This is a genomic window from Streptomyces sp. NPDC050121 (assembly GCF_044460385.1).
GTDB classification, from domain to species: domain Bacteria; phylum Actinomycetota; class Actinomycetes; order Streptomycetales; family Streptomycetaceae; genus Streptomyces; species Streptomyces soliscabiei.
In genome coordinates, this window is record NZ_JBITJV010000027.1 from 83,728 (window position 1) to 109,050 (window position 25,323).

The following is a 25,323-nucleotide window of genomic DNA, read 5'->3' on the forward strand; positions in this document are numbered from 1 at the left end:
CTCCGTGCCCGATCCGCTGGGGACCGGGCACGGAGAGTGACGCGAGCGAGCTGGGAGCACCCCCGCTCACCTGCGGTTTCGGCCGGACTCAGCCGAAGATGTCGTACTGCTTGTAGGTCGTCCCGAGTGAGACCCTTGTGGCAAAGATCGCACTCGTGGCCTTTCCGGTGCCCTTGAACAGGTACAGCGTGCCGGCCGGGGTACGGGCCAGGACGTCGGCCAGACCGTCGCCGTTGACGTCCCCGACGGTGGCGATGACGTTGTACGTCGTATTGGTCCAGGTGGCGACCTTTATACGGGCCGCGAAGGCCGCCGTGGCGGTGCCGTTGCCCTTGTAGAGGAACAGCTCGCCGGTGGTTTTGTTGCGGGCCAGCAGGTCCGCTTTGCCGTCGAAGGTGAAGTCGCCGTGACCGCGCACGACGTTGTACTGGTTCCAGCCCGTGCCGTTCTTGACGGGCGCGGCGAAGGTGCCGTTGCCCTTGCCCGGGTAGACCCACAGCGCGCCGGCCGAGTCGACGGCGAGCAGGTCGGGAAGGTAGTCGCCCGTGACGTCGCCGGGGGCGACGATCTGCGTGCGGGTCTTCCAGTTGTCGCCGACCAACTTGGTGTCCCAGGTCGCACTGGAGGTCACCCAGTGCTTCCAGAAGACGTCGCCGTCCGAGGCGCGGCGCAGGATCAGGTCCTGGATACCGTCCCGGTCCAGGTCGGTCTGCACGACGAGGTTGTAGGCGCTCATGTTGCCCCACGAGTCGCCGCCGGCCAGCGAGGCGCCCTTGGAGTACAGCTCACGGCCGGCCTTGCTGGACGCAGTGCGCACCCACAGGTCGGCGAGGTGGTCGTCGTTGAAGTTGGTGTCGTCGACGCGCGGGTAGGCGCTGGCGGCGTACGTGGAGATCTTGCTGAAGACGCTGAACGCGCCGCTCTCCACGCAGTTCTCCACGCCCCAGGAGACGACGCCCACGATCCGGTACTCGCCGGCTGTGTTCTTGACGACCAGCGGGCCGCCGGAGTCGCCGTTGCAGGCGGTGGTGGTGCCCTCGTCGCTGCCAGTGGCGGGCGTGCCCGCGCACACCATGTGGCCCTTGATGTAGTAGCCGGCGGGGAAGGCGGCCGCGCAGGTCGTGTTCGACTGGATCGGCAGCTCGGCCGTCTTCAGGGTGTCGGAGATGTCCTGAGAGGCGGAGCTGGTGCGGCCCCAGCCGTACAGCGTGGCCTTGGTGCCCGTCGCGTACGAGGCGCTGTCGGTGTTCGTCGTCATCTTGATCGGCGTGGCCTTGACCGGGGTCTCCAGCGTCAGCACGGCGATGTCGTTGTCGAGGGTCGAGTCGCTGTACGACCAGTGGTTCCACTGCCGCGAGACGAACGAGACGGTGCCGCCGTGCACGTCGCCGTCGGCTGACATCAGTTGCGTGCTGCCCGTGACGGCCCAGCCGTGGGCATACCAGTTGTAGCCCTTCACGCAGTGCGCGGCGGTGAGGATCTTCGTCGGCGAGATGACGGAGCCGCCACAGAAGAAGCCGATGTCGTCGCTGGTGGTATCGGTGCCCCGGTCGTCGGAGTACCAGAGCTGGGCCATCCACGGCGCGGTGGTGATCGTCGTCGTGGTGCCGCCGATGATCTTCGGGCTGACCTTGGCGGCGCTCGTGCTCGCGCTCAGGGCCGCCTTGGACCTCGCCCCCGGCGTTTCGTCGCCGGCCACGGCGAGAGGGGCCCGTTCCTTGAGCTCCTCGGCCGACATCGTCCTGGCGGGCGCAGGCGTCGGCGGCGTCTCCGCGGCCTGGGCCGACGACAGGAACAGCGCGCCGGCGACCGCCGCGGCCAGCCCGGCCGCGACAACGGGCAGGGCGATCCGTATCCGGCGTCTGTGTCGACCGCCGCTGTCCCCGGACGTGGGTGTACCCACTCGAGTCCCCCCTCGGGATCAAGAAGTTCGTTTCAGGAAGTTCGGGTCAAGATGTTTGAAGAGCGAGATCGTATCCCGCGTGTGAAGAACCGATGAGGGCCGCCCCCTGCACAGGGGCGGCCCTCATGGATGTGGTGCGTGACGTCAGTCGTTGTTGCCCGGCGACGGCGTCGTCTTCTGGATCTGCAGCAGGAACTCGCCGTTCGACTTCGTCTGCTTCATCTTGTCGAGAAGCAGCTCGATCGCCTGCTGCTGGTCGAGCGCGTGCAGCACCCGGCGCAGCTTCCAGACGACGGCCAGCTCGTCGTTGCCGAGCAGGATCTCTTCCTTACGGGTACCGGACGCGTCCACGTCCACCGCCGGGAAGATCCGCTTGTCGGCGAGCTTGCGGTCGAGCTTGAGCTCCATGTTGCCGGTGCCCTTGAACTCCTCGAAGATCACCTCGTCCATGCGGGACCCGGTGTCCACCAGGGCGGTGGCGAGGATGGTCAGCGAGCCGCCGTCCTCGATGTTGCGGGCCGCACCGAAGAAGCGCTTCGGCGGGTACAGGGCGGTCGAGTCGACACCACCGGACAGGATGCGGCCGGAGGCCGGGGCTGCGAGGTTGTACGCACGGCCCAGACGCGTGATCGAGTCGAGCAGCACGACGACGTCGTGGCCCAGCTCCACCAGACGCTTGGCGCGCTCGATGGCGAGCTCGGCGACCGTGGTGTGGTCCTCGGCCGGGCGGTCGAAGGTCGAGGAGATGACCTCGCCCTTCACCGACCGCTGCATGTCGGTGACCTCTTCGGGACGCTCGTCGACCAGGACGACCATCAGGTGGCACTCGGGGTTGTTGTGCGTGATCGCGTTGGCGATCGCCTGCATGATCATGGTCTTGCCGGTCTTCGGCGGGGCCACGATCAGACCGCGCTGGCCCTTGCCGATCGGCGACACGAGGTCGATGATCCGCGTGGTCAGCACGCCCGGGTCGGTCTCCAGGCGGAGCCGGTCCTGCGGGTAGAGCGGGGTCAGCTTGTTGAACTCCGGGCGTCCGCGGCCGTGTTCGGGCGCCATGCCGTTCACGGAGTCCAGGCGGACCAGCGCGTTGAACTTCTCGCGCCGCTCGCCTTCCTTGGGCTGACGGACCGCGCCGGTGACGTGGTCGCCCTTGCGCAGGCCGTTCTTGCGGACCTGGGCGAGGGAGACGTACACGTCGTTCGGGCCCGGCAGGTAGCCGGAGGTCCGGATGAACGCGTAGTTGTCGAGGATGTCCAGGATGCCCGCGACGGGGATCAGGACGTCGTCGTCGGCGAGCTGCGGCTCGGCGGTGCCGATCTCGTCACGCCCGCGACGGCCACGACGGTCGCGGTAGCGGCCGCGACGGCCACGGCGGCCGCCATCGAAGTCGTCGTCGTCCTGCGGGCCGTTGTCGCGCTGCTGACGGTCCTGACGACCGCCGCTCTGCTGCTGGCCCTGCTGCTGGCCGCCGCGCTGGGGCTGGCCGGCCTGCTGGTCCTCGCTCTTGCGACGGTCACCGCGGTCGCCACGGTCCCCCCGCTCGCCACGGTCGCGACCGCGCTCACGGCGGTCGCGGCGGCGGCCCTCGCCGCCGTCGGCGTCGCTCCTGGCGTCGCCCTGCGGCTGCGCCTGGGCCTCGGCCTGCGCCGGGGCGGGCGTCTCGGCCTTCGGGGCGCTCTTCGCCTCGGCGACGACCGTCTCCGGGCTGCCCGCCTCGGCGGTGGCCCGGCGGCGACGGCGCTCGACCGGAGCATCGTTGCTGGCCGGCTGGCCGGGGATCTCGATCTGCTGCTGGGCCACGGCCTTCTCGGCGGGGGCCTCGGCCGGGGCGGCGTCCGCCTTCTTCTCGGCGGCGGCATCTCCCGTACGGGCCTTGGAGGTGGCGCGGCGCTTGGGCTTGGTCTCGGAGACGGCGGCCTCGGCCTTCGCCGGGGCGCTGCCGCCCGATGCCTGCGCCTCCTTGATGACCTCGATCAGCTGGCTCTTGCGCATGCGCGCGGTGCCCCTGATGCCGAGGCCGGATGCGACCTGCTGCAGCTCGGCCAGCACCATGCCCTCGAGGCCGGTACCGCGGCGCCGCCGGGAGCCGGCACCGGTGGCAGGCGCGGAGGCGTCCGTGGCGGGCGCGGCAGCGGTCTCCTCGACACGTGCGCCCATCAGATCGGTGGTGTCGCTCACGAAGGGTCCTTCCCTGGAGCGGACGTCGGCCTGTCTGGCTCGGCGACCGGTTGTGCTGTCCGACTTCGGTCCTTGCTGTGGCGAAGCCGGGGCGGTGGTCCGCCAAAACGGCGGAAGAGAGATTTGCTGGTGATGGCGCTTCCTCGACGAACCGTGACACTCAGTGTCACGTGGCGTGGTCGCACCGATTCCGGAGCGTGCCCTGTGGACCGCTCAGCGTCGCTGCACGGCGTACTGCCCAGGTACGACGTACGGAACGCAGTGCGGCTTGGGGAGCTCCCGGAAGAATGTCTGTCCCGGACGGGGACACGAAGCACCTCGCCGTGGTGGGGTCGGGTGCAGACTTGAGATTAACACTACCGGATCCAACAAACATTCCCCCTCTCGAAATCCGGCAACCGTGTGCTTTCAGAGGTCGCCGGAGGGCGCAAGGGGCAGCACGCTCGCCCCTTGCAGGTCCAGGGCCAGGCGGTTCGCGGCCCAGTCCGTGCCGGCCGACGCCTCGATCTTGTCGGCCGTGCCCGCGTCGGCCAGCGCCATCACGGTGGGTCCGGCACCGGAGATCACCGCGGGGATCCCGTCGGCGCGCAGCCGCTCCACCAGAGCCGCGCTCTCCGGCATGGCCGGGGCGCGGTACTCCTGGTGCAGCCGGTCCTCGGTGGCGGGCAGCAGCAGTTCGGGGCGGCGGGTGAGGGCCTCGACGAGCAGTGCGGCACGGCCGGCGTTGGCGGCGGCGTCGACGTGCGGCACGGAGCGCGGGAGCAGACCGCGCGCGGTCTCGGTGAGGACCGGCTTTCCGGGCACGAAAACCACCGGAACGATGGAATCGGCGGGCTCCGTCCTGATCGCCCGCGCGGCGCCGGACTCCATCCAGGACAGGGTGAACCCGCCCAGCAGACAGGCCGCCACGTTGTCCGGGTGGCCCTCGATCTCGGTCGCGAGCTCCAGCAACGCGGCGTCGTCGAGCTTGCTCTCGCCGCCTATGGTCACCGCGCGCGCGGCGACGATGCCGGCGCAGATCGCGGCGGAGGAGGAGCCGAGGCCCCGGCCGTGCGGGATGCGGTTGGCGCAGACGATCTCCAGGCCGCGCGGCTGGCCGCCCAGGGCGTCGAAGGCGGTGCGCAGGGAGCGGACGAGGAGGTGCTTCTCGTCGCGCGGCAGCGTCTCGCTGCCCTCCCCCGCGATGTCGATGTGCAGCCCGGAGTCGGCCACCCGGACGACCACGTCGTCGTAGAGCCCCAGCGCGAGGCCGAAGGCGTCGAAGCCCGGGCCGAGGTTGGCGCTGGTGGCGGGGACGCGCACCCGGACGGGGGCGGCGCGGAAGGCGGGACCGGCCATCTCGCGATGACTCTCCTTGAGCTGCGGGACTGTCGAATGACATTCGATGGGTATGTGAGGACCCTTGAGGCCCGACGGCGACGCGGTGACGACGCGGCACTGCGGCATATGCGGCGGGCGGGTTCAGTACAGCCTATCGAAGGAAGGTTCTGCGGCGACATAGGGCGCACAGGAGGCGCACGATGCGTGTCGTAAACCCCCTGTGCACCCCTTACAGGGATTACCCGGCCGAGGACGACCCGGCCCGCCCGGTCCGCCCGGTCGAGCCCGGGTTTGTCGCTCAGGCCAGACCGAGGCGCTCGGCCGCCGTGGCCGCGTCGACCGGGACGGTGACCGGCTGCGGGGCGCCGGCGACGGCCCAGTCGGGGTCCTTCAGGCCGTTGCCGGTGACGGTGCAGACGATGCGCTGTCCCGGGTCGACCTTGCCCTGCTCGGCGGCCTTCAGCAGACCGGCCACGGACGCGGCGGACGCGGGCTCCACGAAGACGCCCTCCTGCGCGGCCAACAACCTGTAGGCGCGCAGGATCTCACGGTCCGTCACCTCGTCGATGAAGCCGCCGGACTCCTCCTGCGCCGCCAGCGCGAACTTCCAGGAGGCGGGGTTGCCGATGCGGATCGCGGTGGCGATCGTCGACGGGTCCTTGACGACCTCGCCGCGCACGATGGGCGCACTGCCGGACGCCTGGAAGCCCCACATGCGAGGCGTCCGCGCGGCGATGCCGTCGGCGGCGTACTCCTTGTAACCCTTCCAGTACGCGGTGATGTTGCCCGCGTTGCCGACCGGCAGGACGTGGATGTCGGGGGCGTCCCCGAGCATGTCCACGATCTCGAACGAGGCCGTCTTCTGACCCTCGATGCGCACCGGGTTGACCGAATTGACCAGCGCCACCGGGTAGTTGTCCGACAGATCACGCGCGAGCGTGAGGCAGTCATCGAAGTTGCCGTCGACCTGGAGGATCTTCGCGCCGTGCACGAGGGCCTGGCCCATCTTGCCGATCGCGATCTTGCCCTGCGGGACGAGCACGGCACAGACCATGCCGGCGCGCACCGCGTAGGCGGCGGCGGACGCGGAGGTGTTGCCGGTGGAGGCGCAGATGACGGCCTGCGCGCCCTCCTCCTTGGCCCGCGTGATGGCCATGGTCATACCGCGGTCCTTGAAGGACCCGGTCGGGTTGGCGCCCTCCACCTTGAGGTGGACCTCGCAGCCCGTGCGCTCGGAGAGCACCTGCGCGGGCACGAGGGGCGTGCCGCCCTCGCGGAGGGAGACGACCGGCGTGCTGTCGGATACCGGCAGCCGGTCCCGGTACTCCTCGATGATTCCGCGCCACTGGTGGGTCATTGCTGGTTACTCTCCTTCAACCCGCATGATGCTGGCGACACCCCGCACGGTGTCGAGCTTGCGCAACGCCTCGACGGTCCCGGTGAGGGAGGCGTCGGACGCGCGGTGGGTGACGACGACGAGGGAGGCCTCGCCGTCGCCGTCTTGGCGTCCTTGCTGCCGCACGGTATCGATCGACACCCCGTGCTCGGCGAACACCGTGGCGACCTGGGCGAGAACGCCCGGTTTGTCGGCGACGTCGAGGCTGATGTGATAGCGGGTGACGACATCGCCCATCGGCGACACCGGCAGGGCGGCATACGCCGACTCGCCGGGCCCCGTTGCCCCGCTGAGCCGGTTGCGGCAGACGGCGACCAGGTCGCCGAGCACGGCGGAGGCGGTGGGAGCACCGCCGGCGCCGGGGCCGTAGAACATGAGCTGCCCGGCCGCGTCCGACTCCACGAACACGGCGTTGTACGCGCCGCGCACGGAGGCGAGCGGGTGGGTGAGCGGAATCATCGCCGGGTGGACGCGGGCCGTCACGGACCCTCCGTCGGCGGCCCGCTCACAGATGGCGAGCAGCTTGATGGTGCAGCCCATCGCCCTGGCGGAGGCGAAGTCGGCCGCGGTCACCTCGGTCATGCCCTCGCGGTAGACGTCGTCGAGGCGCACGCGCGTGTGGAAGGCGATCCCGGCGAGGATGGCGGCCTTGGCGGCGGCGTCGAAGGCCTCGACATCGGCGGTGGGGTCGGCCTCGGCGTAGCCCAGGGCGGTGGCCTCGTCGAGGGCCTCCTGGTATCCGGCGCCGGTGGAGTCCATCTTGTCGAGGATGAAGTTGGTGGTGCCGTTGACGATCCCGAGCACCCGGTTGACCTTGTCCCCGGCGAGGGACTCACGCAGCGGCCGGATCAGCGGGATGGCGCCGGCGACGGCGGCCTCGTAGTAGAGGTCCTCGCCGTGCTCCTCGGCGGCGGCGTGCAGCGCGGCGCCGTCCTGGGCGAGGAGCGCCTTGTTCGCGGAGACGACGGAGGCGCCGTACTCGAAGGCGGTCGTGATGAGCGTACGAGCGGGCTCGATGCCGCCGATGACCTCGACGACGACGTCGATGTCCCCGCGTTTGACTAGGGCGGTGGCGTCGGTGGTGACGAGGTCCGGGTCGATGCCGTCCCGGACCTTGGAGGGCCGCCGCACCGCGACGCCCGCCAGCTCCACCGGCGCCCCGATGCGTGCGGCGAGGTCGTCGGCGTGCGTCGTCATGATGCGCGCCACCTCTGAGCCGACCACTCCACAGCCCAGCAGCGCCACCTTCAGCGGACGCTTACGCATCATCCGACCTCGTTTCCTCATACCGTCTACGGTTGTTTCCGGTTGCCCCAGTCTCACTCACCGGACCGGACTTTCTGCCCCTGGTCCGGATCGTGAGACGTCTATTTCATTTCCTCAGGGACGGCAGACAGGAGATCTTCCGCCCTGTTCTTCCGCGTCCCCCTCCATGTTCCCTTCTGCGTCCCCGTCCGCCATTCCCGGCGGCAATCCTCGTCCGCAATCCTCGGCCGCAACCCTCGTCCGCGGTTCTCGTGCGCCGTTCCCTGTCCGTCGGTCAGCCGACGTCGAGGCGCAGCAGATCGTCCTCGGTCAGCCGACGTCGAGGCGCAGCAGATCGTCCTCGGTCTCCCGCCGCACGATGACCCGCGACTCCCCCTCGTGCACGGCCACCACCGGCGGCCGCAGCGCATGGTTGTAGTTGCTGGCCATGGACCGGCAGTACGCGCCCGTGGCGGGCACGGCGATCAGGTCACCCGGTGCCAGGTCGGACGGCAGGAACGCGTCCTTGACCACGATGTCGCCGCTCTCACAGTGCTTGCCGACCACCCGGGCCAGCATCGGCGCCGCGTCGGAGACGCGGGAGACGAGGGCGACGCTGTACTCGGCGTCGTACAGCGCGGTGCGGATGTTGTCCGACATGCCGCCGTCGACGGAGACATAAGTGCGGAGCCCGTCGAGAGGCTTGATGGTGCCGACCTCGTAGAGCGTGAAGGCGGTGGGCCCGACGATGGCGCGGCCGGGCTCGACGGAGATACGGGGCGTGCGAAGGCGGGCCCCTTCACACTCGCGCGTGACGATCTCGGTGAGGGACTTGGCGATCTCATGGGGCTCGCGCGGGTCGTCGTCGCTGGTGTAGGCGATCCCGAGGCCACCGCCGAGGTCGATCTCGGGCAGTTCGACCCCGTGCTCGTCACGGATGTCCTTGAGCAGTCCGACCACCCGGTGCGCGGCGACCTCGAAGCCGGACATGTCGAAGATCTGCGACCCGATGTGGGAGTGGATCCCGACGAGCTCGAGCCCGTCGAGCTGGAGCGCCCGGCGCACGGCTTCGGCGGCCTGTCCCCCGGCCAGCGGAATCCCGAACTTCTGGTCCTCGTGGGCGGTGGCGATGAACTCGTGCGTGTGCGCCTCGACGCCGACGGTGATCCGGATCTGAACCCGCTGCCGCTTCCCGAGAGACTGCGCGATGTGGGCGACCCGCACGATCTCCTGGAACGAGTCGAGAACGATCCGCCCGACCCCGGCGTCGACGGCCCGGTGGATCTCGTCCGTGGACTTGTTGTTGCCGTGGAAGGCGATGCGGTCGGCGGGCATACCGGCGGAGAGGGCGGTGGCCAGCTCGCCGCCGGAACAGACGTCGAGGTTGAGCCCCTCCTCGTACAGCCACCGCACGACGGCCCGGGACAGGAACGCCTTGCCGGCGTAGAAGACATCGGCGTCGGCCCCGAAGGCGGTACGCCAGGCACGGGCCCGGTCCCGGAAGTCCGCCTCGTCGAGGATGTAGGCCGGGGTGCCGTGCTGCTCGGCGAGGGTCTTGACGTCGACCCCGCCGACGGTGACGGCACCGTCGGTGTCGCGCGTGACCGTCCGCGCCCACACCTTGGCGTCGAGGGCGTTGAGGTCGGTGGGCGGAGCGGAATAGTGCCCCTCGGGAAGGACGTCGGCGTGACGGGGCCCGGCGGGGTGGGCGGAACGGCTCATGTCTTAAGTCTCTTCTTGGCTCAGAGGTGGTCGGGTGCGTCGATGCCGAGCAGGGACAGGCCGCCGGCCAGCACCGTCCCGGCGGCTTCGGCGAGCGCGAGCCGGGCACGGTGGGCGGCCAAGGGTTTCTCGTCACCACGGGGAAGGACGCTGGGAAGCAGAACGAGCGTGGCGTCGGCGAGGGCCAGCAGGTGACGGGTGAGACGGGAGGGGGCACAGGGGTCGAGGGCCGAAGACGCCGCGGGTCCCGGCGATCCCGGCATTCCCGGTGTTCCCGGCGTTCCCGACTGGTGCGGGGGGCTCGGAAGCCTCGGGGGGCTCGGGGGGCTCGGGAGTCTGACGGTGGTGGCAAGGATGCGGGGGTGATCCGCGAGCAGGGCGACGAGGTCATCCGCGTGCACCGCATCCACCGCGCCCAGTGGGCCGGGCTGCCCGGTGAAGCCGAGATCGGCTGCGTTACGGCTGACGGCCCGGGTGCGGGCGTGGGCGTAACGGACCCGGAAGAGGGGGTTGCCCTCACGCTGGACCAGATGGTCGGCGGTGATCCTGGGTCGGTCGTGCGGGGCGGGGTGGAGCAGCGCCCACCGCGCGGCGTCGAGACCGAGTGGAGCGGGATCCTCGGGAGCGGGCACCGGCCGCAGGGTGACGGGGTCCCCGTGCCCGATGTCGACGCGGCCGCCCTGCGCCCCGATGATCCGCCCGAGCGCGTCGGCGAGGACCTCGGCCCGCACCTCGTACGGCACCCGCACCGCGAAAACCTGTCCGGCGAGGCGGTCGGTGTACCCGTACCGCAGACCCTCGAGCTGAATCCGCCGGACGAGGGCGGAGGCGGCGGAAGCGTCGAGGCTGATGTTGAGGAACCCGGGCCCGGTGATCTCGACGCCGGCGACGCCTTCGGCCCGGGCCAGATACGGCCGAAGCACCTCGGCAACCCAAAGCGGTGGCCGCCCGGCCGGCCGGGCGAGCTGCAGAGCGATGTTGGTGGCGTAGTCCCCCCGCCCCCCGGGCCCCGGCGGCGTGACCACTGCCCGCTCCGGAACGCCCACGCTGAGCTCCCCGTCCTCCACAGCACAACGCACCGCGCGCAGCACGGTACGGGAGAGCTCGACGAGGGTCACGGGACAAGCGTAGGGGAGGAGGGGGGCGGGTAGGCGAGCAGGTTTGGACAGGTCCCGGGATGTGGACGCAGGGGGTGAGGGCGGCGAAGGAGGACGAGGTCGCGCCCGACACATCTCCGGGAGGCCTCCGGCACATCGCCGACAGAGGGAGCAGCGGGAGCAGACAGGGCCAGAGGAAGCAGAGGAAGCAGAGGAAGCAGACGGCGGAGTCGATTCCCTCTCTCGGCCTGCTTCCGGTCCTACGGGCAGGGAGGCTCCATCCGGTGCCCCACGGGCAGGACAGTGCTACTCGGCCGCAGACCCAGCGCCCGGCCCGCCGCCTTTCCCCGCACCCACACCCTCCCCCGCTCCCAGCACAGGCCCGATCCCCAGACCCAACCCCAGATCCACCCCAGCCCCGCTTCCGCCGTCCCCCTTCCTCCGCTCCATCAACTCCCGTACGACGGAGACGAGTTCGGCGGGCTCGAAAGGCTTGGCGAGAAAGGCGTCAACGCCGACTTCGAGGCCGGCCTCGACCTCGTACTGCGTACAGGCGCTGATGATGACAAGGGGAAGATCATGCGTCCGCGGATCGGCACGCAACCGAGCGGCGGCGCGCAGCCCGTCCAACCGGGGCATGACGACATCGAGGGTCACGAGATCGGGCTGCACCTGATGAACGACATCCAGACACTCGGCACCATCGGACGCGGTCACGACCTCGATGCCCTCCAGCTCGAGATTGACCCTGATCAGCTGCCGGATGACCTTGTTGTCGTCCACAACAAGCACCCGGCCCGACGTGCCCGGCACAACTCGAGAGTAGGTCGGGACCGGCCACCGCGTCCGGGTTTTCGCCACTTCCACCCCGTGCGGGCGACCCCGACCCCCACGGAAACCCGTTCATGAACACCCCGGGCAAGCTGGTAGTGTTCTACCCGTCGCCGCGAGCAACACCGTCGCAGCCGACACGCCCCCGTAGCTCAGGGGATAGAGCAACGGCCTCCGGAGCCGTGTGCGCAGGTTCGAATCCTGCCGGGGGCACCTTGTATGAGGTGCCCAAAGACCCCGCCATCAGCACTTTCGCTGAGGACGGGGTCTTGGCGTATGTGCAGGCGTATGCCGCTCGGAGCGACCGTATGTCGGAGTCCGCGGCCTATTCGCGGCCAGGCCGTAGAGCGTAAATCCGCAGGTAGACCCCCGGAAACGACGAGGCCCCCGGACAGGAAGTCCAGGGGCCATCATGCCGCGTGTGGGCGGTCTCAGGTGTGTCGGGATCAGGTCTCGTCGCCGGGCTCGCCCTCCTGGTCGTCGTGCTCCTCCAGGAGCTCGGCAATCCGACGGTTGGCAACGTCCTGCCGACCGTCGAGGCACTTGGCGTACCGGCTCAGAAGCACTTCGACGCTGTTGCCCGCCCGCTCGGCGACCTCGGTCGGGTCCACGCCGGCGTTGAGCCACGAGGAGAGCGCTGCGTGCCTCAGGTCGTACGGCCGAGCCGCGAGCGGTGATGCCGCCTGCTCCGGTGTGAGCGCCAGGTGCCGCGCCTCATCCCAGACACGCCAGTACGTGGTGGAGGCGACCACTCCCCCACGTTCGTTGGCGAACAGCCGGCCATCCTTGGCGGTGCCGAACTCCTCGATGTGCGCGAGGAGCATGCGCACGAGGCGGGGCGGAATCGGAACGATGCGGGTCTCGTTCGCTGCTCGGTTCTTCAAGCCGCGGTCGTCGTGAACGGCGCCGGTCCCGGTCCAGCGCTTACCGACGGTCGGGCGGCTCTTCTCCAGGATCAGCGAGCCCCACCCGCTGTCCGGCAGCGTGCAGTCCTGACGGCGCAGCGCCACGGCCTCAGCTGGACGAAGACCACCGAAGTACATGCAGGCGAACAGCGCGACGAGCCGACGCCCGCGAGCCCGGCGGTAGCCGCCCACGTACGAGACCGCGGCCAGGAGCTCCCCGGCCTGCCGAGGGTTCACCACAACCCGGCGGTCTACTTCCTTGGTCACCTTGGGTGGTTTCCATTTCACGAGCGTGACCGGGTTCTCGGGGAGCTCCCCCAGCTCGACGGCGTAGGCGAGCGCATTGAAGAGGACGGCCCGCTTGCGCCGTACAGTCTCGGCGGCAGCCGTGGCCCCGGACAGCGTGAGCTTGAGGGAGTCGAGGACGCGCCGGATGTCCGCAGGGTTCTTGAGTGTCGCCAGCGGCAGCGACGCTTTGGCCACCCAGCGCAGGGCATTCGCGATGTCGACGGGCGGCGGTTCCTCGTCCCCGCCCTGGACGACGAAGGCCCAGCCACGCAGCGCACGTCGGAGCACGTCATCGGCCGGCCGACCCGGCCTGTCGTCGAGCAGCTGTGTCGTGACGAGCGTCATCGTCTCGTTGGCGCTGTCTCGGGAGTTCGGCGCAGCATGCGGCCACTTCATGGCGATGTACGCCCGCGCGAAGTCGTACCAGGTGAGGGACGGTTTGGCGGTTGCCATCGAGTCCGGCAGACCGGTCTCCGAATCGAATGCCTCCCCGTTCTGAACGGCCCTGAGTAGCTGCGCCCGGAAGTTGTCCGCGAGTGCCTTGGTTCGGAAGGTCTCGGAGAACGGCAGCGTGCTGGCGACCCTCCAGCGCACCTCATACGAAGCCTTCTTCGTTGGCCTCTTGCGAATGCCCCAGATCCGCACGTCGTAGGACTTCACGCGGCCTCCCCGAGCCCGTGGAGCCACGAGGTGAAGTCACTGCGCCAGAAGCGAAGTTCACCGTTCGGAAGCTTGATCGCTTCCGGAGCATGCCCCAGTTCGCGCCAGCGGTAGAAGGTGCGGCGAGAGACTCCGCCCAGCTCGGCAAGGATCTGCGGGACGGTCATCAGTTCGTCTCGTCGGCGGTCCACGACGAGTCTCCTTCCGTGTCCGGGGTGTCGGGTCGCCGCGAGGTGGCGAGCCAGGATTCGGCGGCGGTCAGCCCGGTACCGACGAAGCGCCAGTGAGAGAGGACGAGGACGGTGTCCGGGTCGGGCAGCGGGTGACCCGCCTCAGCCGCGCGTTCACGGGTGAGTGCTTCGTTGTGGTCAGCGCGTTCCTGGCGGAGGGCGCCGAGGGTGACGGAGTACGCGCGGGACTTGGTCGAGAAGTGACCGCGGAAGCCGAGCATGTGAGCCCACTTGCGCAGGCGCAGGTCTTCGAGCTCAGGGAGCGCGCCGAGGTGCCAGCAGGTGAGGATCATCCGTCGGGCGTGGTCGGTGACGTCGGTGCCGATGAGGTCGATGACTGGGTTGCGGATCGGGCGGTCGAGGGTGCCGGTCGCGCTCTCCGCGCCCTTGGTGGCGTACTTGGCGATGTAGGAGGCGACGGCTCGGCTGCTCAGGTCGGTAGTGCCCGTGAAGTCGGCGGAACGGATGGGCCGGACGTCGAGCTCTTTGCCGAAGCGGAAGGTGTAGGCGCGACCGTCGAGGATCGGACCAGGCGCCTCGGCGAGACGACCTGCCGAGCGGATCGCATCGCTGAGGAGCTCTGTCGTCGCCCAGGCCGGCGGAGTGTCCTCGGCACCTTCCGGACCATCGAGCCGGATCACGGCGTGAAAGTGGACGGCACCGCGCCGCTGGTACTCGGCGACCTTGGCGTACGACACCTTGAGGCAGTCGCGCAGTTCGGAGCGGCCGATGCCCGCGCGGGAGGCGAGCTGCTGACGCAGGTAGGTGGTGAACCGAGCCCAGAGGGCACCGGCGTGCACGTTCCAGAGGACGGCCGCGCGGTAGTCGTAGCGCTCCGGGTCGAGGGGCGTGCCGAGGATGGAGTCCCCTTCCGGGTGGACACGACCACAACGGCAGCGGCCGACGGAGGGACGGTTATGGACCGGGCCGAACGACGGGGCTGTGAAGGTGGCGAAGACGCGGGGGTGTCCTGCGACGACCGGGCCGATCCCCTTGCCGCCGCTCAGCCCGGCCGTAACCAGGTGGAACGTGTCCTTGCGGTAGACCTCGGCGCACGCGGCGCACCTGGTGGCGCGGCGGTTGTTGCAGCGGATGAGGAGCTGTCCGACCGGAAGGTCTCGGTCGACGACCTCACGGACGATCTCGCCCGTAGCGGCGTGGACGTCTAGGCGGTGACCCTCCATCCGTACGGGCTGCTCGCAACCACCGAGACGTTGGATCTGCCGTGCGTAGCCGCTGAGGTCGCCGTGCAGGGCGAGGGCCGCCAGCTGACGGATGGCTCCGGGCGGAGCCTCGGGACGCATGTGCGGGTTCCTCCTTGGAGGGGCTGGAGTTTGGGGCCAGACCTCGGCTCGTCCAGGGGGCTAGACAGTGTGGGCAAGCCGAGGCAGAGAAGTGGATGAGGTCAGCGGCGGTCGCTCCGGAGGATGGAGCGGATGACGACCGCGCAGACGGCCACGGAGGCGGCGGTTATCGCAACAGCGAGGAGCATGGAGACCAAGACCGCACCGACGACGAGGACGGCGGCACTGCCACCAGCGATGAGGGCGAGCGTGCTGCCGGGCGTGAGCTGGACAGTCGGACGGTTGGAGGTCGGGGTGGACGGAACGGGGACGGAAGCCGGGGCATAGGCCGCCGGGCTGTACGCGGTCGTGCTGTAGACGGTCGGAGCCGGGATGGTGTGGACCGGGGCGGTGTCCTGCGGCGGGTACTTCGGGGTGAACACGTGGGTGATCCCTTCTGCGGGCGATCAGTCGAGGAGGGCGGCGACGGCGGGGGCGAGGACGCTGTCGGCGACGAGGTAGCCACCCAGGAGGAGCAGGGCGACCAGCCACCACGGCGGGCGGGCGAGCTGGATGCCCAGGACGGCGACGACGAGCACGGCGAACCAGAGCGGGACGGTCATGGCGGCGGTCTCCTGTCAGGCCTTGCAGCGGTGGGTGCGGGCGGCGAGTTCGGCGGCGGCGCGGCTGTCGTACTCGGTGGAGAAGTCACAGCGAGGTGCGGTGCAGGCGGCGAGGTGGCGGTTGCGGCCACGGGCGAGGTAGGAGGCGACCTGTACGGGGCCGATGCGGCGGACGTTGCGGAACCTGGGGTTGGTCATCGCGGGGTGTCCTCTCCGGTGAAGTCGTGGGCGTGGTCGGTGAGCCACTGCCTGATCTCGGGGAATTCGTCGTGGGTGGCCTGGTAGAACGCGGCTTCCGCGACGGCGACGGCTTCGACGAGCCGATTGCGGCGGGTCAGCTCTGCGGCGTACTCCAGCGCGGAACGGATAGCGGGACGCATCGCGTGCGTCTCCTTTCAAAGGTGGGCGGCGACGGACGGCGTCATGGACGGGGGCAGGCCGAGCCGGGCTCGGACGGTGTCGGGGTCGGCGGGGTGGCCGGTGGTAGCGCGGTATTCCTCGGCCAGGACCCGGACGCGGTCGACGAGGGCGGGCGGCAGGGAGACGGCGGGAGCAGTGGGCGCCGGGGCAGGAACGGGGGTGGTGATCCGTTCGATAGCGGACTCCGGAGCCGGTTTCGGGTCGGTGGACGCTGCCGGGAGCGCGTCACGGTCGGGCTCCTCGACGGCGACCGGGGCAGTGGGCGTCCCCGTCTCCGTCGGTGCCTCTGGCATGCGAGACGTGTGCGCCAGAAGCGTTCCGCCGAAGAAGGCGACGGCGGGCCAGCCGGCCACCACGACGCGGAGCGACGCGGGAACGTCGTCCAGGTCGAGGAGCCCGGCGGTGGCGACGTTCGCGCCGAGGGATGCGGCCAGGGCCACCAGGAACCACAACCGGGGTCCCCCGGCGGGTTGTACAGCGCCCTGCTCCTCGCGCATCCGACGCCATGCGGCGACCAGCAGCAGGTCGACACTGACGGGGTAGGCCCACGCCTTCCAGCCGCCCTGTCCGGCCGCCTCAGCGAGGTCGTGCAGGTGCGAGAAGGACAGGGCACCCGCGATGACGGCCTGGACGATCACGGCGTCCACCCGGGCCAGTTGGGCACGCATCGACTCGGCTTCCTTCCGGTTCGAGGCATGGGAGGGGTAGGGACTTGGCGCGAGGCGGTCACGCCGACCGTGGGGAAAGGGGTGCGGCTACTCGGTCACCGGGCGAGCGGTCGGCGCGCCAGCGGCGGGAGAAGCCGACCCGGCGGACTCGACGCCGACGGCGGGCCGGAAGGAGTCGAGGCGGGGCAGTTCCGGCACGAGGCCGGAGGTGGCGCGGCAGATGGCCGCCGCTTCGTCGAGGGTGAGGTGGGGTGAGCGGGCGCGGGACCAGCCGCCGGAGGAGTCGCCGACGATGGCGACGCCGGGCCGTTCGGCCGGGATAGAGGTGGCGGCGAGGGCCGCTTCCGGGGAGATGTCGGCGAGCGCCATGTTCGCCGAGGACTCGTCGTTGACACGGTGGCAGATGCGGCCGGTGAGCTGAGCGCGGAGCATGGTCGCGCCCTTGCCGAGTTCGGAGCCGAAGCGCTGCCCGCACACTTCGAGGTAGATGCCGACCGCGCGGCCGAGCTGGGCGATGCGGATGAGCTTGGTGACCATCGCGTCGCGCCGCTTCTCGTCGTCCCGGCTTGCGGCGAGGAAGAGCTCCGCGACCTCGTCGACGACGACCACGACCGGCACCGGCCGCACCGCGTCCGGCAGTCCCCACACGTCCGAGGTGAGCACGGCATCCGCACCCATTCCGGACCGGAGACCGATGAGCCGAAACCGTGCCTCCATCTCTTCCAGCAGGACGTCGAGGAGGTCATTCGCCCGGTCCGAAGTGTCGGCGAGCGCCGACAACCGGGGCGCGAACGGGGCGAGTTCGACGCCCCACTTGCAGTCGATCCCGACGAGCACGACCCGTTGCCGGGCCAGGCCGCACAGCAGGTTCCGCAGGTACACGGACTTGCCGGACTGCGTTGCGCCGAGGATGAGTTCATGCGGCACAGCGCGGAAGTCCCGTACGTGCCACCGCCCGTCATCCCGAAGCGCCATAGGCAGGCAGAGCGGACCGCTCTTCTGCCGCCGCCGGGCGGGCTGCACGTCGGCGAGCACGTCCCAGCCGATCAGCCGCAGTTCGAGCCAGCCCGGCTTGGTCGGCCGGATGTGCACGGCGTGCGCGGCCCAGGCATGCCGCAGCCGGTCAGCCGACGTGATGAAGTCCTCAGGAGCCTGCCCGGTCGCCATGCGCAGCCGCATCACGAGCCCGGACCCGGTCGGGAGCGGAAGCGTCCGGCGAGGCGGTACGGGAGCCGCCTCGCGCCCGATCACCCGGGCCGTGGCCCGACGGACGGCCGAAGCCGGAACCGTCAGACCACAGGCGTCCATCGTCGCCCGGTACGTGGCGAGCACTCGCAGCGCGACGAACGGATAGCCCACGAGCCACCAGAACGCGACCGGCAGACGACGGCGGAGAACCAGCAGCGCGGCCACGGCCAGCAGGCAGAGCGCCAGAGCCCAGAGGGTGTCAGTCATGGTGATCAGCCCTGCGCCGACGCCGGCGCGTTGACCATGACGGCGTCCGCCCGGTAGGCGATGCCGTGACGCATCCGCCCGCCGAACTCACTCTCCCAGGGGCGGGCGATGAGGCCGGACATGATGACCGGAGCACCCATCACCAGGCCCTCACCGATGCCCTGCTCCGGAACGGTCACCTTGATCATGTCCGAGCCGCCCTGCGCGATGAACACCAGCTCCAGCACCATGAGCCGCTGGTTGGTGACCGGGTCCACGGCGACCTCACCGGTCTGACGGTCCTTCACCTTGACCTCAGGCAGCTTGGTGACGAGCAGCGTTGCGGTAGAGACGTCCACGGGGATGACACGCATTTTTTGAACCTCACTCGTTGGCGACGCGTTCGGTCCGCGCCGCTCCGGTCTGGATACCCCCCTAGACAGCAAAAGGGGCGGCCCGCCCTAACTGTCTAGGGGGGTTGACGACTACGTTAGACCGACATCCCGTCAACTGTCTAGGGGGGTATGCAACATGGGTGTCTCTGGCAATGTCAGACCCCTGCCGGATCATGACGCCCGAGGGCCGGTCGACCTTGCTGGAGGGAACGTGATGGACACCGACTTGATACGGGACCTCGGGGTGCCGGACCGACGCGAAGCGGCGGCTGACACGTTGGCCGCTCTTGGCCCCGACGCGGTGGAGCACCTGGTGCGGGAGCTGACGGACGAGGAATCCCCTGTGGACTGGCGGCCGATCGCCAGCGTGCTTGAGCGGATCGGGGACGCAGCCTTCGACGGCCTACTTCGAGGTCTCGCCTCCGCGTCCACCGAGAGCTCTCGCAAGCGCGTCGGCTTCGCGTTCTCCTGCCTTGGCGCGGCGGCCCTGGACCGCTACACCGCAGCCCTCTCCCATCCCGTGCCGCACGTGCGCGCGACGGCCATCCGCGGGCTCCAGCACTGCGGCGACGATGCCCGGTCTGTCATTTCTGCCCTGATGCCCCTGCTCGGGGATCCCGACCCGGGGGTTGCCCGACAGGCGCAGGACGCCCTGATTCTTCAAGGCGAGCACGTCATTCCCCTTCTCCAGCGCATCCGGGAACGAGGGCCGGGCCGGCAGCGGGCGCGGGCGTTGACCGTGCTCGCCGAGCTGGGCGGCGAACCGGCACTGTCCCGCGCCGACGTGGCCGCGATCGAACGACTCATCCGCGTCAAACTCCCGGACGACCGGCCCGAAGGGATCTGGGCGTGCTGGAATCACTGGATGGCCGTCCCGAGCGGTGACCAGGCCGGAATCATGCAGACCCTTGGCTTGGTCGACCCAAGACCGGTGACCTTCGCTCTCGGCAACGACATCGTCGACGCCGACGGCCACGGCTGCGGCGCGGACGACCCCCACAACGGCTACGAACGGGTCTTCGTGACGCCCGAGCTCGACGGCTGGACCCTCATCCTCGGCGCATGGTGCGACCCGTGCGGCGAGGAGCGAAGCGAGGACGTTCTGCGCCTGTGCACCGAACTCAGCGCCCGCTACGGCCAGGCACACGCGTACTACTACGGCGGCCAGGGCGACGGCTCTGCCTGGCTCATCGCCGAGCACGGCACGGTGATCCGGCGGTACTGCGAAACAGGCGAGGGAGAGGATGAATTGCTCACCCTGGGCGAGCCCCTGCCGTACGAGCGGGCCCGCCGTGTGGAACTGGGCCTCACGCCCGACTGGGACGCCGCGCAAGAGAGCCAGGACGACGAAGACGAATGGCGGTGGGCCACTCACGATATGGCCGCCGACCTCGCCCACTCCTACGGCGTCAGCCCCCTGCACATCGGCCCCGACACACCGTCACAGGGAACCGGCGTCATCGCCCTGACTCCGCATGGCGTCGCCCATGGCGTACCAGCGGGGGCCCACCGCATCTGAGCAAGCGAGAGCAGGGGCAACGCCGGTTACTTCGGCAGCACCCAGTGCAGGGCGGTGGCGTCATCCTGTGCCTTGCCCCGCGGCCAGCGACGACCGTCGGGGTCGTCGGCCTCGGCATCCCGTACTCGGCGGATCAGCCCGTCGGGCCCGGACTCGCCGAGGACGTCCAACGCCTCTTGCCAGGTGGCGAGTTCGAAGAGATCGACGAGTCGCGTAGCGCCGTCGCTGAGCAGCGTCACGGAGGTCAGCGATTCCAGCGGCACAGACCCGGTAAGGGCGTGTTCGGCCGCTTGAGGATCGGGTCCGGCGATCCAAAAGCCACCCGGCCGGTTGCGGAGCCCCGTCAGGGCGTCGCGGTACTCGGCCAGGGCGGCAGCGTGCTCGGGGGAACCGGTAGGCAACGCGTCGACTGGCCCACGCAACTGCACGCTGACGTCGTCCAGGCGCAGATCCGTGACGGCGGTCGTCTTCGCGTCCTTGTCGGCGAGGAGGACGGTCGAGTCACCAAGTACGACGTACTCCAGAGCTCCCGCACCGGCCCGGACCGCGACGACCGTACTGGTCGGACTGGCCCGATGGGTCAGGTCGCAACTGTCCTCGTGCAGGGACCGAACGACCCGGATCGAGTCGGCGAGACAGTCGGCGAGCGACCGGGTGGGGTGCGCCGTGATGGTGCTCAGCAGCAGGCCGCCCAGCGTCGAGGAGAACCAGGCGACGCCGTGCGTGCACCCGGTTTCGGCCCCGGCCACGCCGGCACCGTCCAGGAGCACGGCGGCTCCGGGGGCGACGGCGGCGAAGTCCTCGTTTTGCTGGCCGGGTTCGGCGGGCAGTGAGCCGAGGGCGACGTTCACGCCGTCGTCTCCTCGTCGTGCAGGTAGAGGGGGGTAAGCAGTTCGACGGACTGCGGTTCGTCGGTCTCGGGGTCGTACTCGACGCCCACAAGTGTGGAGAAGTGACGCTCACCCACCTGCCCCCAGAGCGCGCTGAGGTCAGAGGCGAGCAGGTGCACGACGCCGAGCGAGCCCGCAGTGTGGACTCCCGCGATGGCGAGCACCGAGCCGTTGCCATCCGGGCGGGGCAGCCGGCCGAGGTACCCGACGTCGTGCGGACGGTACGGCTCGGTGTCCGCTCCCGCGCGGTACGACGTGCCGGCACGCCGGTCCACCAGAGCCCACGGCTCACCCTCCGGGTGCTCCCAGCCGAGTACCGGATCCTGGGCGTACAGGTCGCTCATGGCCTGAGACATACCCGGCCCGCAGACGACGACCAGGCCGTCTCGGTTGAGGTCGACCTCACCGCTCACCTGGACGTGACCGGAGCTGACGTCGAGCCCGTACGACTTGGCCAGCTCTTCGAGTCGCTTCCCGGAGTTGACGTCAGCCATGGCGACGACCGGACGCTTCTTCTCGCCGTCCCACCGCAGCGGAGTCACGATCGTGACGGCGCCCGCACCGAGGAAGGCCCCTTCGGGCGCCGGACCGGTGTGCCGGATCTGGTGAATCCGCCCGCGACTCAGGCCGGCCTTCTCCGCGATCTGCGCATACGACAGCCCTTGAGCGTGGAGGTCCTGGACCACACGGCGACGGAGCCGGGCGAGTTCGGTCACCTCCTGCTGCGCGTCGGCCAACCGCGTCGTGACCTCACGCAGGAGCAGGTACGGATCATCGATCGCCATGATCCGCTGCAACTCGTCCGACATGACCACACCTCCTAGAAGTACCCAGGAGTCTAGGGCCCTAGACGGAATGGGCGAGAGTCGCCTGCCCGAATGAACACCGATCACATAGAAGCCGGCCCGCCGCCGAGGCACACCACGAGGACTCACCCTCCACTGCCCACGAGGCAGCCGCGGCCACGGATCACCACCGGGCAGGAGGTCATGACGCGCCGTTCCGCGGCAGCTCGGCCCAGACGCAACGCCCACCGGCGGGCCGGTCCTTCACGCCCCAGTCCTTGGCGCAGGCCGCGATCATCATCAGCCCGCGGCCGCCCTCTTCCACCTGGCTGTTCACGCTGCGGAGCAGGGGCTCCTCGTCGCCGCCTTGGTCGGTCACCTCGATGCGGACCAGATCGTCGCCGAAGTGGACGACCACGAGGAACCATCCTCGGTACCAGCCGCTTCGCGTGTGCCGGACGGCATTGGCCGCCAGCTCACCGACGACCAGCTCGGCGTCGTCCACAAGGCCTGAACCCTCGTCCTCAAGCAGGGCGGCAACGAAGTGTCGGGCCTCCGCAACCTGCCAGGCCAGGCCGGGAAAGATGCGGCACCACTTTTTGGGCATGGGAACTCTCCTCTTCGTCTAGGGGGCTAGACGGCATTGCGAGCAGAGTATTCCTACGCATGACTGATGAGCCAGGCATTCAGAGGAATTATTCCTCTAACGAGTGGTGAAGTCCTCCAACTCCCGGAACTCCTGCATCACCCGGAGCAGCATCTCCCGCGCCTCGATCCCGAAGATCGCAGCCTCTTCGAACCGGACGAAGGTCTCCTCGTACGCGGCAACCTCGGCGGAGTCATCCAGGACCCGTTCACCTCGGAAGGTCTCGACGACGACCGCCCGCCGGTCGCACAGGGTGAACCCATGCCGAGGCATGACCGGCACCGCCCGACGCCAGGGGATGACCCCGAGGCGCACAGTGCTCAGACTCTCGACGGCCAAGAGCCGGTCGAACTGGGCCAGCATCAGCGAGGGGTTCCCGGGCCAGGTCCGCAACACGGCTTCCGTCAGCACGAACACCGACTCCCGCCCAGGCTCGTACAGGAGGCTCTGCCGCTCCACACGGGCAGCCACGGCACGGCCGACGGCCTCAGGGGTCGAGTTCGGTGCGCTGTCGACAACGTGCCGGGCGTACTCCGCGGTCTGGAGCATGGCGGGCAGGACGACGCATTGGAACGAGCGCACCAGCCGTGCGGACCGCACCGCGTCATCGAGGGCCGCCCCCGCGGGGGCCTCATCGCCGGTTGTCTCGTCGACATCCGGCGCAGCCTCAACGGCGGCCAGGAGGTCGCGCACCTCAAGAGTGGTCGGCTCGTCGAGGTCGAGGGCAAGCGTCAAGCGCCGCAGGACGTCGAGGCTGGGAACCATGCGACCGTTCTCGACCTTGGACACGGTTGGCTGCCCCACCCCAGCGCGCTGCGCCAACACGGCACCCGTCAGGCCGGCCTCCGCACGAAGTCCCCGAAGACGCACCCCAAGTGCCTTCATCCGCTGCTGCCGCTCACTCCCCATACCCAGGGTTCTACACCACGGAGCAGCGGTCTCCCGATGCGCCGAGGTCTGTCCGTCCCGCGGAGCTCAGGAAGCGTCCTCTTCCGATCGCACCCAGGCCAGTTGCACGTCACTGAGCGGAGGGGAGAACCCTTCCGGGAACGCCATCATGAGGGGCTGAGGCCACATGTTCTCGGACCCATGCCGTTCGCAGTGAAGGGCGATGAGATGCGCCCCTTCCCCGCAGTCGTCGTGCCAGTAGTAGCGGTCATGGGTCTGACAGAAGTACGAGAACGTCGAGCAGTCGTCCTCGTCCACCGGCTCGTAGAAGTCCGGATCACACACAATCTGCGTCACCGGATCCTGCCGGTTGAACCTGGGGATGGGCCTGGGATCACACCACAGCAGTCGGGAAGGAAGCACGCGACCATCTTCCCTCCAGGCCCCGCGCTGCAACGACGTGCACAGCAAAACCGATCACGGCCACCGTCGACCATCAGCTGGGACCGAAGTGTCAAGCATCTACCGGAACCGGACACACCAACAGCCAGACCATGATTCAAACTTTCTCTACTGGTTCAAGGCGGCTCGCTCCGCTCCCCGCGCGCGGCCCGGCCCCCGGCCGGGCCTGCGCTCATGCCTTCGTCCCGCTCCAGCCCGGCCGACGCCCGTGCCGCGCGCACAGCGATCAGCCACCTGATGCCAGAGAAGGGGTACCTGCGTCTGGGGCTTGGCTGTCAGCTCCACGGCTTCACGGAGCCACTTTGGCGCAAGCCTCGAAGATCATGGCCCCAACGTCGTGCTTCACCGGGCAGGTCCACGGACTGCCCGGGGCGCCGGAGGCTTATGGGGTCATGATGACTTGCGCCGAAGCAGCGCCAACCCGATCTGGGCTGTCTACAACAGGCAGCCAGAAATGCGTACTGACTACTAACGTGCATTTAGGAAGTGTGGTGTCGAGTTCAGTAGCCGGCATCAGGGGTGTTCATATAGTCGGGCCACACCTTATCACGCTCAAGCTGATACCCATCGATACGTGCCGCAGTAACAAGAAAGATTCCACTACGGGATGACAGTCGACGATATTCTCGCTGCCTATACATCTCTTCCTGTGACAGATCTGTCAGAGCTCTAGCTGCAGCTAGCGTTCCGAATGCGTAAACACCCCACAAGACGACGAAAGGAATGTCCCGGCTAGTCCTCCCCGAGAGGATGAAACCGTAATCCTTCAACAAAAGGCCATCATCGCCTGGCTCCGTTTCACAACAGCGCTTTCCGGAGATGAAAACCTTGTGCTCCGGATACCTTATCTTAAAGTCGGGGCGATAACGCTTGATCAAACGCCTACTAACCGGATTGACACTTGGGCCGCCAATGCAGATAAACGGGGCTTCCGCAAGGTCTTCGTTAAACTCATCACCGGGAGAGAGCTCTATCTGTAGCGCCTCTTCGTTGCGCTGACGCAGTATTCTAGCGAGACGCGGAATGGACCCGACGAATTCCTTGCGAGCGTCATGCAGCGCCCGATACACGTGTGCGACGGCCGCCCCTTCAATTGCAGGACCAAAGAGAACATTTCCAGGCTGCTTCCTGAAGAATTCCCAGGCATCATGCGCCTTCTCTGAGTTTGGAGTTGATTTCTGAGTCTTGGTAGAGGAAAACCTCTCGCGCAGATTTCTCGGCCTCCCATTGAACGAAGTTTCGGCGAATCGGGCGAGCGCCCGAAGCTGACGCGATGAAGCAGACAGGACCACTGTGGCGTGCTTACTCTCATCAAGAAACTCTTCTAGATGTCCTAGTCTCTTTTTGCGGCGACTCCATCTCGCGAATTCTGCAAAGAGGTGAGCAAGTATTCCCACTACGATCGTGGCTGCAATCGTCACCAGGACTGTTATGAGCAACTCCATGGGGTGGCTCCGACTCTGCGCGTGTAAAGAGTCAACAGAAGGACCGCGCTGTACAGGCATGGCCTAAGAAGGAAAACCTTCTCTTCTCAT

At 68.9% G+C, this 25,323-nt stretch carries 25 protein-coding genes and 1 tRNA gene; 2 read left to right on the forward strand and 24 right to left on the reverse strand.

Annotated features, from left to right (window positions below):
- Nucleotides 1-88 precede the first annotated feature (88 nt).
- From ACIBTS_RS33235 to ACIBTS_RS33270, 8 genes are all read right to left on the reverse strand, one after another.
- Nucleotides 89-1,903: a trypsin-like serine protease gene (locus tag ACIBTS_RS33235; protein WP_399324362.1), complete on the reverse strand. Its 1,815-nt coding sequence runs from the start codon at nucleotides 1,901-1,903 to the stop codon at nucleotides 89-91.
- Between the two features lie 144 nt (nucleotides 1,904-2,047).
- Entirely contained in the window at nucleotides 2,048-4,081 is a 2,034-nt protein-coding gene (rho, locus tag ACIBTS_RS33240) for a transcription termination factor Rho (RefSeq protein ID WP_399324364.1), read from the reverse strand.
- A gap of 408 nt (nucleotides 4,082-4,489) precedes the next feature.
- A complete protein-coding gene (thrB, locus tag ACIBTS_RS33245; RefSeq protein ID WP_319675507.1) occupies nucleotides 4,490-5,419 on the reverse strand; it encodes a homoserine kinase in 930 nt (309 codons plus the stop codon).
- A 280-nt stretch (nucleotides 5,420-5,699) separates the two neighbouring features.
- Nucleotides 5,700-6,758 carry a threonine synthase gene (thrC, locus tag ACIBTS_RS33250; protein WP_099935928.1) on the reverse strand — a complete coding sequence of 353 codons (1,059 nt, stop codon included), beginning with the start codon at nucleotides 6,756-6,758 and terminating at the stop codon, nucleotides 5,700-5,702.
- Nucleotides 6,759-6,764: 6 nt separating this feature from the next.
- Complete coding sequence (locus tag ACIBTS_RS33255) at nucleotides 6,765-8,063, reverse strand: homoserine dehydrogenase (RefSeq protein WP_099937125.1); 1,299 nt, start codon at nucleotides 8,061-8,063, stop codon at nucleotides 6,765-6,767.
- Nucleotides 8,064-8,372: 309 nt separating this feature from the next.
- The gene (gene lysA, locus ACIBTS_RS33260) at nucleotides 8,373-9,764 is read right to left on the reverse strand and encodes a diaminopimelate decarboxylase (RefSeq protein ID WP_399324367.1); all 1,392 of its coding nucleotides are present in this window, start codon (nucleotides 9,762-9,764) and stop codon (nucleotides 8,373-8,375) included.
- 20 nt (nucleotides 9,765-9,784) lie between these two features.
- Nucleotides 9,785-10,882, reverse strand: coding sequence for an ArgS-related anticodon-binding protein NrtL (gene nrtL, locus ACIBTS_RS33265; RefSeq protein WP_399324369.1), 1,098 nt, complete (start codon nucleotides 10,880-10,882; stop codon nucleotides 9,785-9,787).
- 285 nt (nucleotides 10,883-11,167) lie between these two features.
- Complete coding sequence (locus tag ACIBTS_RS33270) at nucleotides 11,168-11,644, reverse strand: response regulator (RefSeq protein ID WP_399324371.1); 477 nt, start codon at nucleotides 11,642-11,644, stop codon at nucleotides 11,168-11,170.
- Between the two features lie 189 nt (nucleotides 11,645-11,833).
- Here ACIBTS_RS33270 and ACIBTS_RS33275 point away from each other — a divergent pair.
- A tRNA-Arg gene (locus tag ACIBTS_RS33275) sits at nucleotides 11,834-11,905 on the forward strand.
- A gap of 233 nt (nucleotides 11,906-12,138) precedes the next feature.
- Here the strand turns inward: ACIBTS_RS33275 and ACIBTS_RS33280 are convergent.
- The 10 genes from ACIBTS_RS33280 to ACIBTS_RS33325 all read right to left on the reverse strand — a co-directional run bounded on the left by ACIBTS_RS33280 (nucleotide 12,139) and on the right by ACIBTS_RS33325 (nucleotide 18,577).
- The gene (locus tag ACIBTS_RS33280; protein WP_399324372.1) at nucleotides 12,139-13,545 is read right to left on the reverse strand and encodes a tyrosine-type recombinase/integrase; all 1,407 of its coding nucleotides are present in this window, start codon (nucleotides 13,543-13,545) and stop codon (nucleotides 12,139-12,141) included.
- Nucleotides 13,542-13,712, reverse strand: coding sequence for an excisionase (locus ACIBTS_RS33285; RefSeq protein ID WP_328436064.1), 171 nt, complete (start codon nucleotides 13,710-13,712; stop codon nucleotides 13,542-13,544). The genes ACIBTS_RS33280 and ACIBTS_RS33285 overlap by 4 nt, the downstream gene beginning before the upstream one ends.
- Nucleotides 13,712-15,079, reverse strand: a complete 1,368-nt coding sequence (locus tag ACIBTS_RS33290) for a replication initiator (RefSeq protein ID WP_399324374.1) — start codon at nucleotides 15,077-15,079, stop codon at nucleotides 13,712-13,714. The genes ACIBTS_RS33285 and ACIBTS_RS33290 overlap by 1 nt, the downstream gene beginning before the upstream one ends.
- Nucleotides 15,080-15,180: 101 nt before the next feature.
- Nucleotides 15,181-15,501, reverse strand: a complete 321-nt coding sequence (locus ACIBTS_RS33295) for a SpdD protein (RefSeq protein ID WP_399324376.1) — start codon at nucleotides 15,499-15,501, stop codon at nucleotides 15,181-15,183.
- Nucleotides 15,502-15,525: 24 nt separating this feature from the next.
- Nucleotides 15,526-15,681, reverse strand: a complete 156-nt coding sequence (locus ACIBTS_RS33300) for a hypothetical protein (protein ID WP_328433989.1) — start codon at nucleotides 15,679-15,681, stop codon at nucleotides 15,526-15,528.
- A gap of 15 nt (nucleotides 15,682-15,696) precedes the next feature.
- Complete coding sequence (locus ACIBTS_RS33305) at nucleotides 15,697-15,879, reverse strand: mobile element transfer protein (protein WP_328433990.1); 183 nt, start codon at nucleotides 15,877-15,879, stop codon at nucleotides 15,697-15,699.
- Complete coding sequence (locus tag ACIBTS_RS33310) at nucleotides 15,876-16,061, reverse strand: hypothetical protein (RefSeq protein WP_398427767.1); 186 nt, start codon at nucleotides 16,059-16,061, stop codon at nucleotides 15,876-15,878. Before ACIBTS_RS33310 ends, ACIBTS_RS33305 begins: the two co-directional genes overlap by 4 nt.
- Nucleotides 16,062-16,076: 15 nt before the next feature.
- The gene (locus ACIBTS_RS33315; RefSeq protein WP_399324377.1) at nucleotides 16,077-16,769 is read right to left on the reverse strand and encodes a DUF2637 domain-containing protein; all 693 of its coding nucleotides are present in this window, start codon (nucleotides 16,767-16,769) and stop codon (nucleotides 16,077-16,079) included.
- An 87-nt stretch (nucleotides 16,770-16,856) separates the two neighbouring features.
- Nucleotides 16,857-18,224, reverse strand: coding sequence for an FtsK/SpoIIIE domain-containing protein (locus ACIBTS_RS33320; protein ID WP_399324379.1), 1,368 nt, complete (start codon nucleotides 18,222-18,224; stop codon nucleotides 16,857-16,859).
- Nucleotides 18,225-18,229: 5 nt separating this feature from the next.
- Nucleotides 18,230-18,577, reverse strand: coding sequence for a hypothetical protein (locus ACIBTS_RS33325; RefSeq protein WP_399324381.1), 348 nt, complete (start codon nucleotides 18,575-18,577; stop codon nucleotides 18,230-18,232).
- Nucleotides 18,578-18,812: 235 nt separating this feature from the next.
- Here ACIBTS_RS33325 and ACIBTS_RS33330 point away from each other — a divergent pair, with 235 nt between their 5' ends.
- Entirely contained in the window at nucleotides 18,813-20,117 is a 1,305-nt protein-coding gene (locus tag ACIBTS_RS33330) for a HEAT repeat domain-containing protein (protein WP_399324383.1), read from the forward strand.
- 26 nt (nucleotides 20,118-20,143) lie between these two features.
- On the opposite strand, the gene ACIBTS_RS33335 is transcribed toward ACIBTS_RS33330, so the two are convergent.
- The 6 genes from ACIBTS_RS33335 to ACIBTS_RS33360 all read right to left on the reverse strand — a co-directional run bounded on the left by ACIBTS_RS33335 (nucleotide 20,144) and on the right by ACIBTS_RS33360 (nucleotide 25,233).
- Entirely contained in the window at nucleotides 20,144-20,968 is an 825-nt protein-coding gene (locus ACIBTS_RS33335) for an integrase (RefSeq protein WP_399324384.1), read from the reverse strand.
- Complete coding sequence (locus ACIBTS_RS33340; RefSeq protein ID WP_399324386.1) at nucleotides 20,965-21,816, reverse strand: sigma factor-like helix-turn-helix DNA-binding protein; 852 nt, start codon at nucleotides 21,814-21,816, stop codon at nucleotides 20,965-20,967. The genes ACIBTS_RS33335 and ACIBTS_RS33340 overlap by 4 nt, the downstream gene beginning before the upstream one ends.
- Nucleotides 21,817-21,994: 178 nt before the next feature.
- Nucleotides 21,995-22,399 (reverse strand): ATP-binding protein, encoded by a 405-nt coding sequence (locus ACIBTS_RS33345; protein ID WP_399324388.1) that lies wholly within the window; start codon nucleotides 22,397-22,399, stop codon nucleotides 21,995-21,997.
- 96 nt (nucleotides 22,400-22,495) lie between these two features.
- Nucleotides 22,496-23,347, reverse strand: a complete 852-nt coding sequence (locus tag ACIBTS_RS33350) for a helix-turn-helix domain-containing protein (RefSeq protein WP_399324390.1) — start codon at nucleotides 23,345-23,347, stop codon at nucleotides 22,496-22,498.
- Between the two features lie 66 nt (nucleotides 23,348-23,413).
- Entirely contained in the window at nucleotides 23,414-23,683 is a 270-nt protein-coding gene (locus ACIBTS_RS33355) for a hypothetical protein (protein WP_399324392.1), read from the reverse strand.
- Between the two features lie 605 nt (nucleotides 23,684-24,288).
- On the reverse strand, nucleotides 24,289-25,233 hold the full coding sequence (locus ACIBTS_RS33360) for a hypothetical protein (protein WP_399324394.1): 945 nt from the start codon (nucleotides 25,231-25,233) through the stop codon (nucleotides 24,289-24,291).
- Nucleotides 25,234-25,323: the final 90 nt, after the last annotated feature.

What these genes read in the sequence shown, in the direction of transcription:
- ACIBTS_RS33350 (WP_399324390.1), bottom strand. Translation starts at nt 23,347, where the DNA reads ATGGGGAGTGAGCGGCAGCAGCGGATGAAGGCACTTGGGGTGCGTCTT.
- ACIBTS_RS33315 (WP_399324377.1), bottom strand. Translation starts at nt 16,769, where the DNA reads ATGCGTGCCCAACTGGCCCGGGTGGACGCCGTGATCGTCCAGGCCGTC.
- thrC (WP_099935928.1), bottom strand. Translation starts at nt 6,758, where the DNA reads ATGACCCACCAGTGGCGCGGAATCATCGAGGAGTACCGGGACCGGCTG.
- ACIBTS_RS33345 (WP_399324388.1), bottom strand. Translation starts at nt 22,399, where the DNA reads ATGCCCAAAAAGTGGTGCCGCATCTTTCCCGGCCTGGCCTGGCAGGTT.
- lysA (WP_399324367.1), bottom strand. Translation starts at nt 9,764, where the DNA reads ATGAGCCGTTCCGCCCACCCCGCCGGGCCCCGTCACGCCGACGTCCTT.
- ACIBTS_RS33325 (WP_399324381.1), bottom strand. Translation starts at nt 18,577, where the DNA reads ATGCGTGTCATCCCCGTGGACGTCTCTACCGCAACGCTGCTCGTCACC.
- ACIBTS_RS33320 (WP_399324379.1), bottom strand. Translation starts at nt 18,224, where the DNA reads ATGACTGACACCCTCTGGGCTCTGGCGCTCTGCCTGCTGGCCGTGGCC.
- ACIBTS_RS33305 (WP_328433990.1), bottom strand. Translation starts at nt 15,879, where the DNA reads ATGACCAACCCCAGGTTCCGCAACGTCCGCCGCATCGGCCCCGTACAG.
- ACIBTS_RS33290 (WP_399324374.1), bottom strand. Translation starts at nt 15,079, where the DNA reads ATGCGTCCCGAGGCTCCGCCCGGAGCCATCCGTCAGCTGGCGGCCCTC.
- ACIBTS_RS33285 (WP_328436064.1), bottom strand. Translation starts at nt 13,712, where the DNA reads ATGACCGTCCCGCAGATCCTTGCCGAGCTGGGCGGAGTCTCTCGCCGC.
- thrB (WP_319675507.1), bottom strand. Translation starts at nt 5,419, where the DNA reads ATGGCCGGTCCCGCCTTCCGCGCCGCCCCCGTCCGGGTGCGCGTCCCC.
- ACIBTS_RS33300 (WP_328433989.1), bottom strand. Translation starts at nt 15,681, where the DNA reads ATGACCGTCCCGCTCTGGTTCGCCGTGCTCGTCGTCGCCGTCCTGGGC.
- ACIBTS_RS33330 (WP_399324383.1), top strand. Translation starts at nt 18,813, where the DNA reads ATGGACACCGACTTGATACGGGACCTCGGGGTGCCGGACCGACGCGAA.
- ACIBTS_RS33255 (WP_099937125.1), bottom strand. Translation starts at nt 8,063, where the DNA reads ATGCGTAAGCGTCCGCTGAAGGTGGCGCTGCTGGGCTGTGGAGTGGTC.
- ACIBTS_RS33360 (WP_399324394.1), bottom strand. Translation starts at nt 25,233, where the DNA reads ATGGAGTTGCTCATAACAGTCCTGGTGACGATTGCAGCCACGATCGTA.
- ACIBTS_RS33310 (WP_398427767.1), bottom strand. Translation starts at nt 16,061, where the DNA reads ATGCGTCCCGCTATCCGTTCCGCGCTGGAGTACGCCGCAGAGCTGACC.
- ACIBTS_RS33340 (WP_399324386.1), bottom strand. Translation starts at nt 21,816, where the DNA reads ATGTCGGACGAGTTGCAGCGGATCATGGCGATCGATGATCCGTACCTG.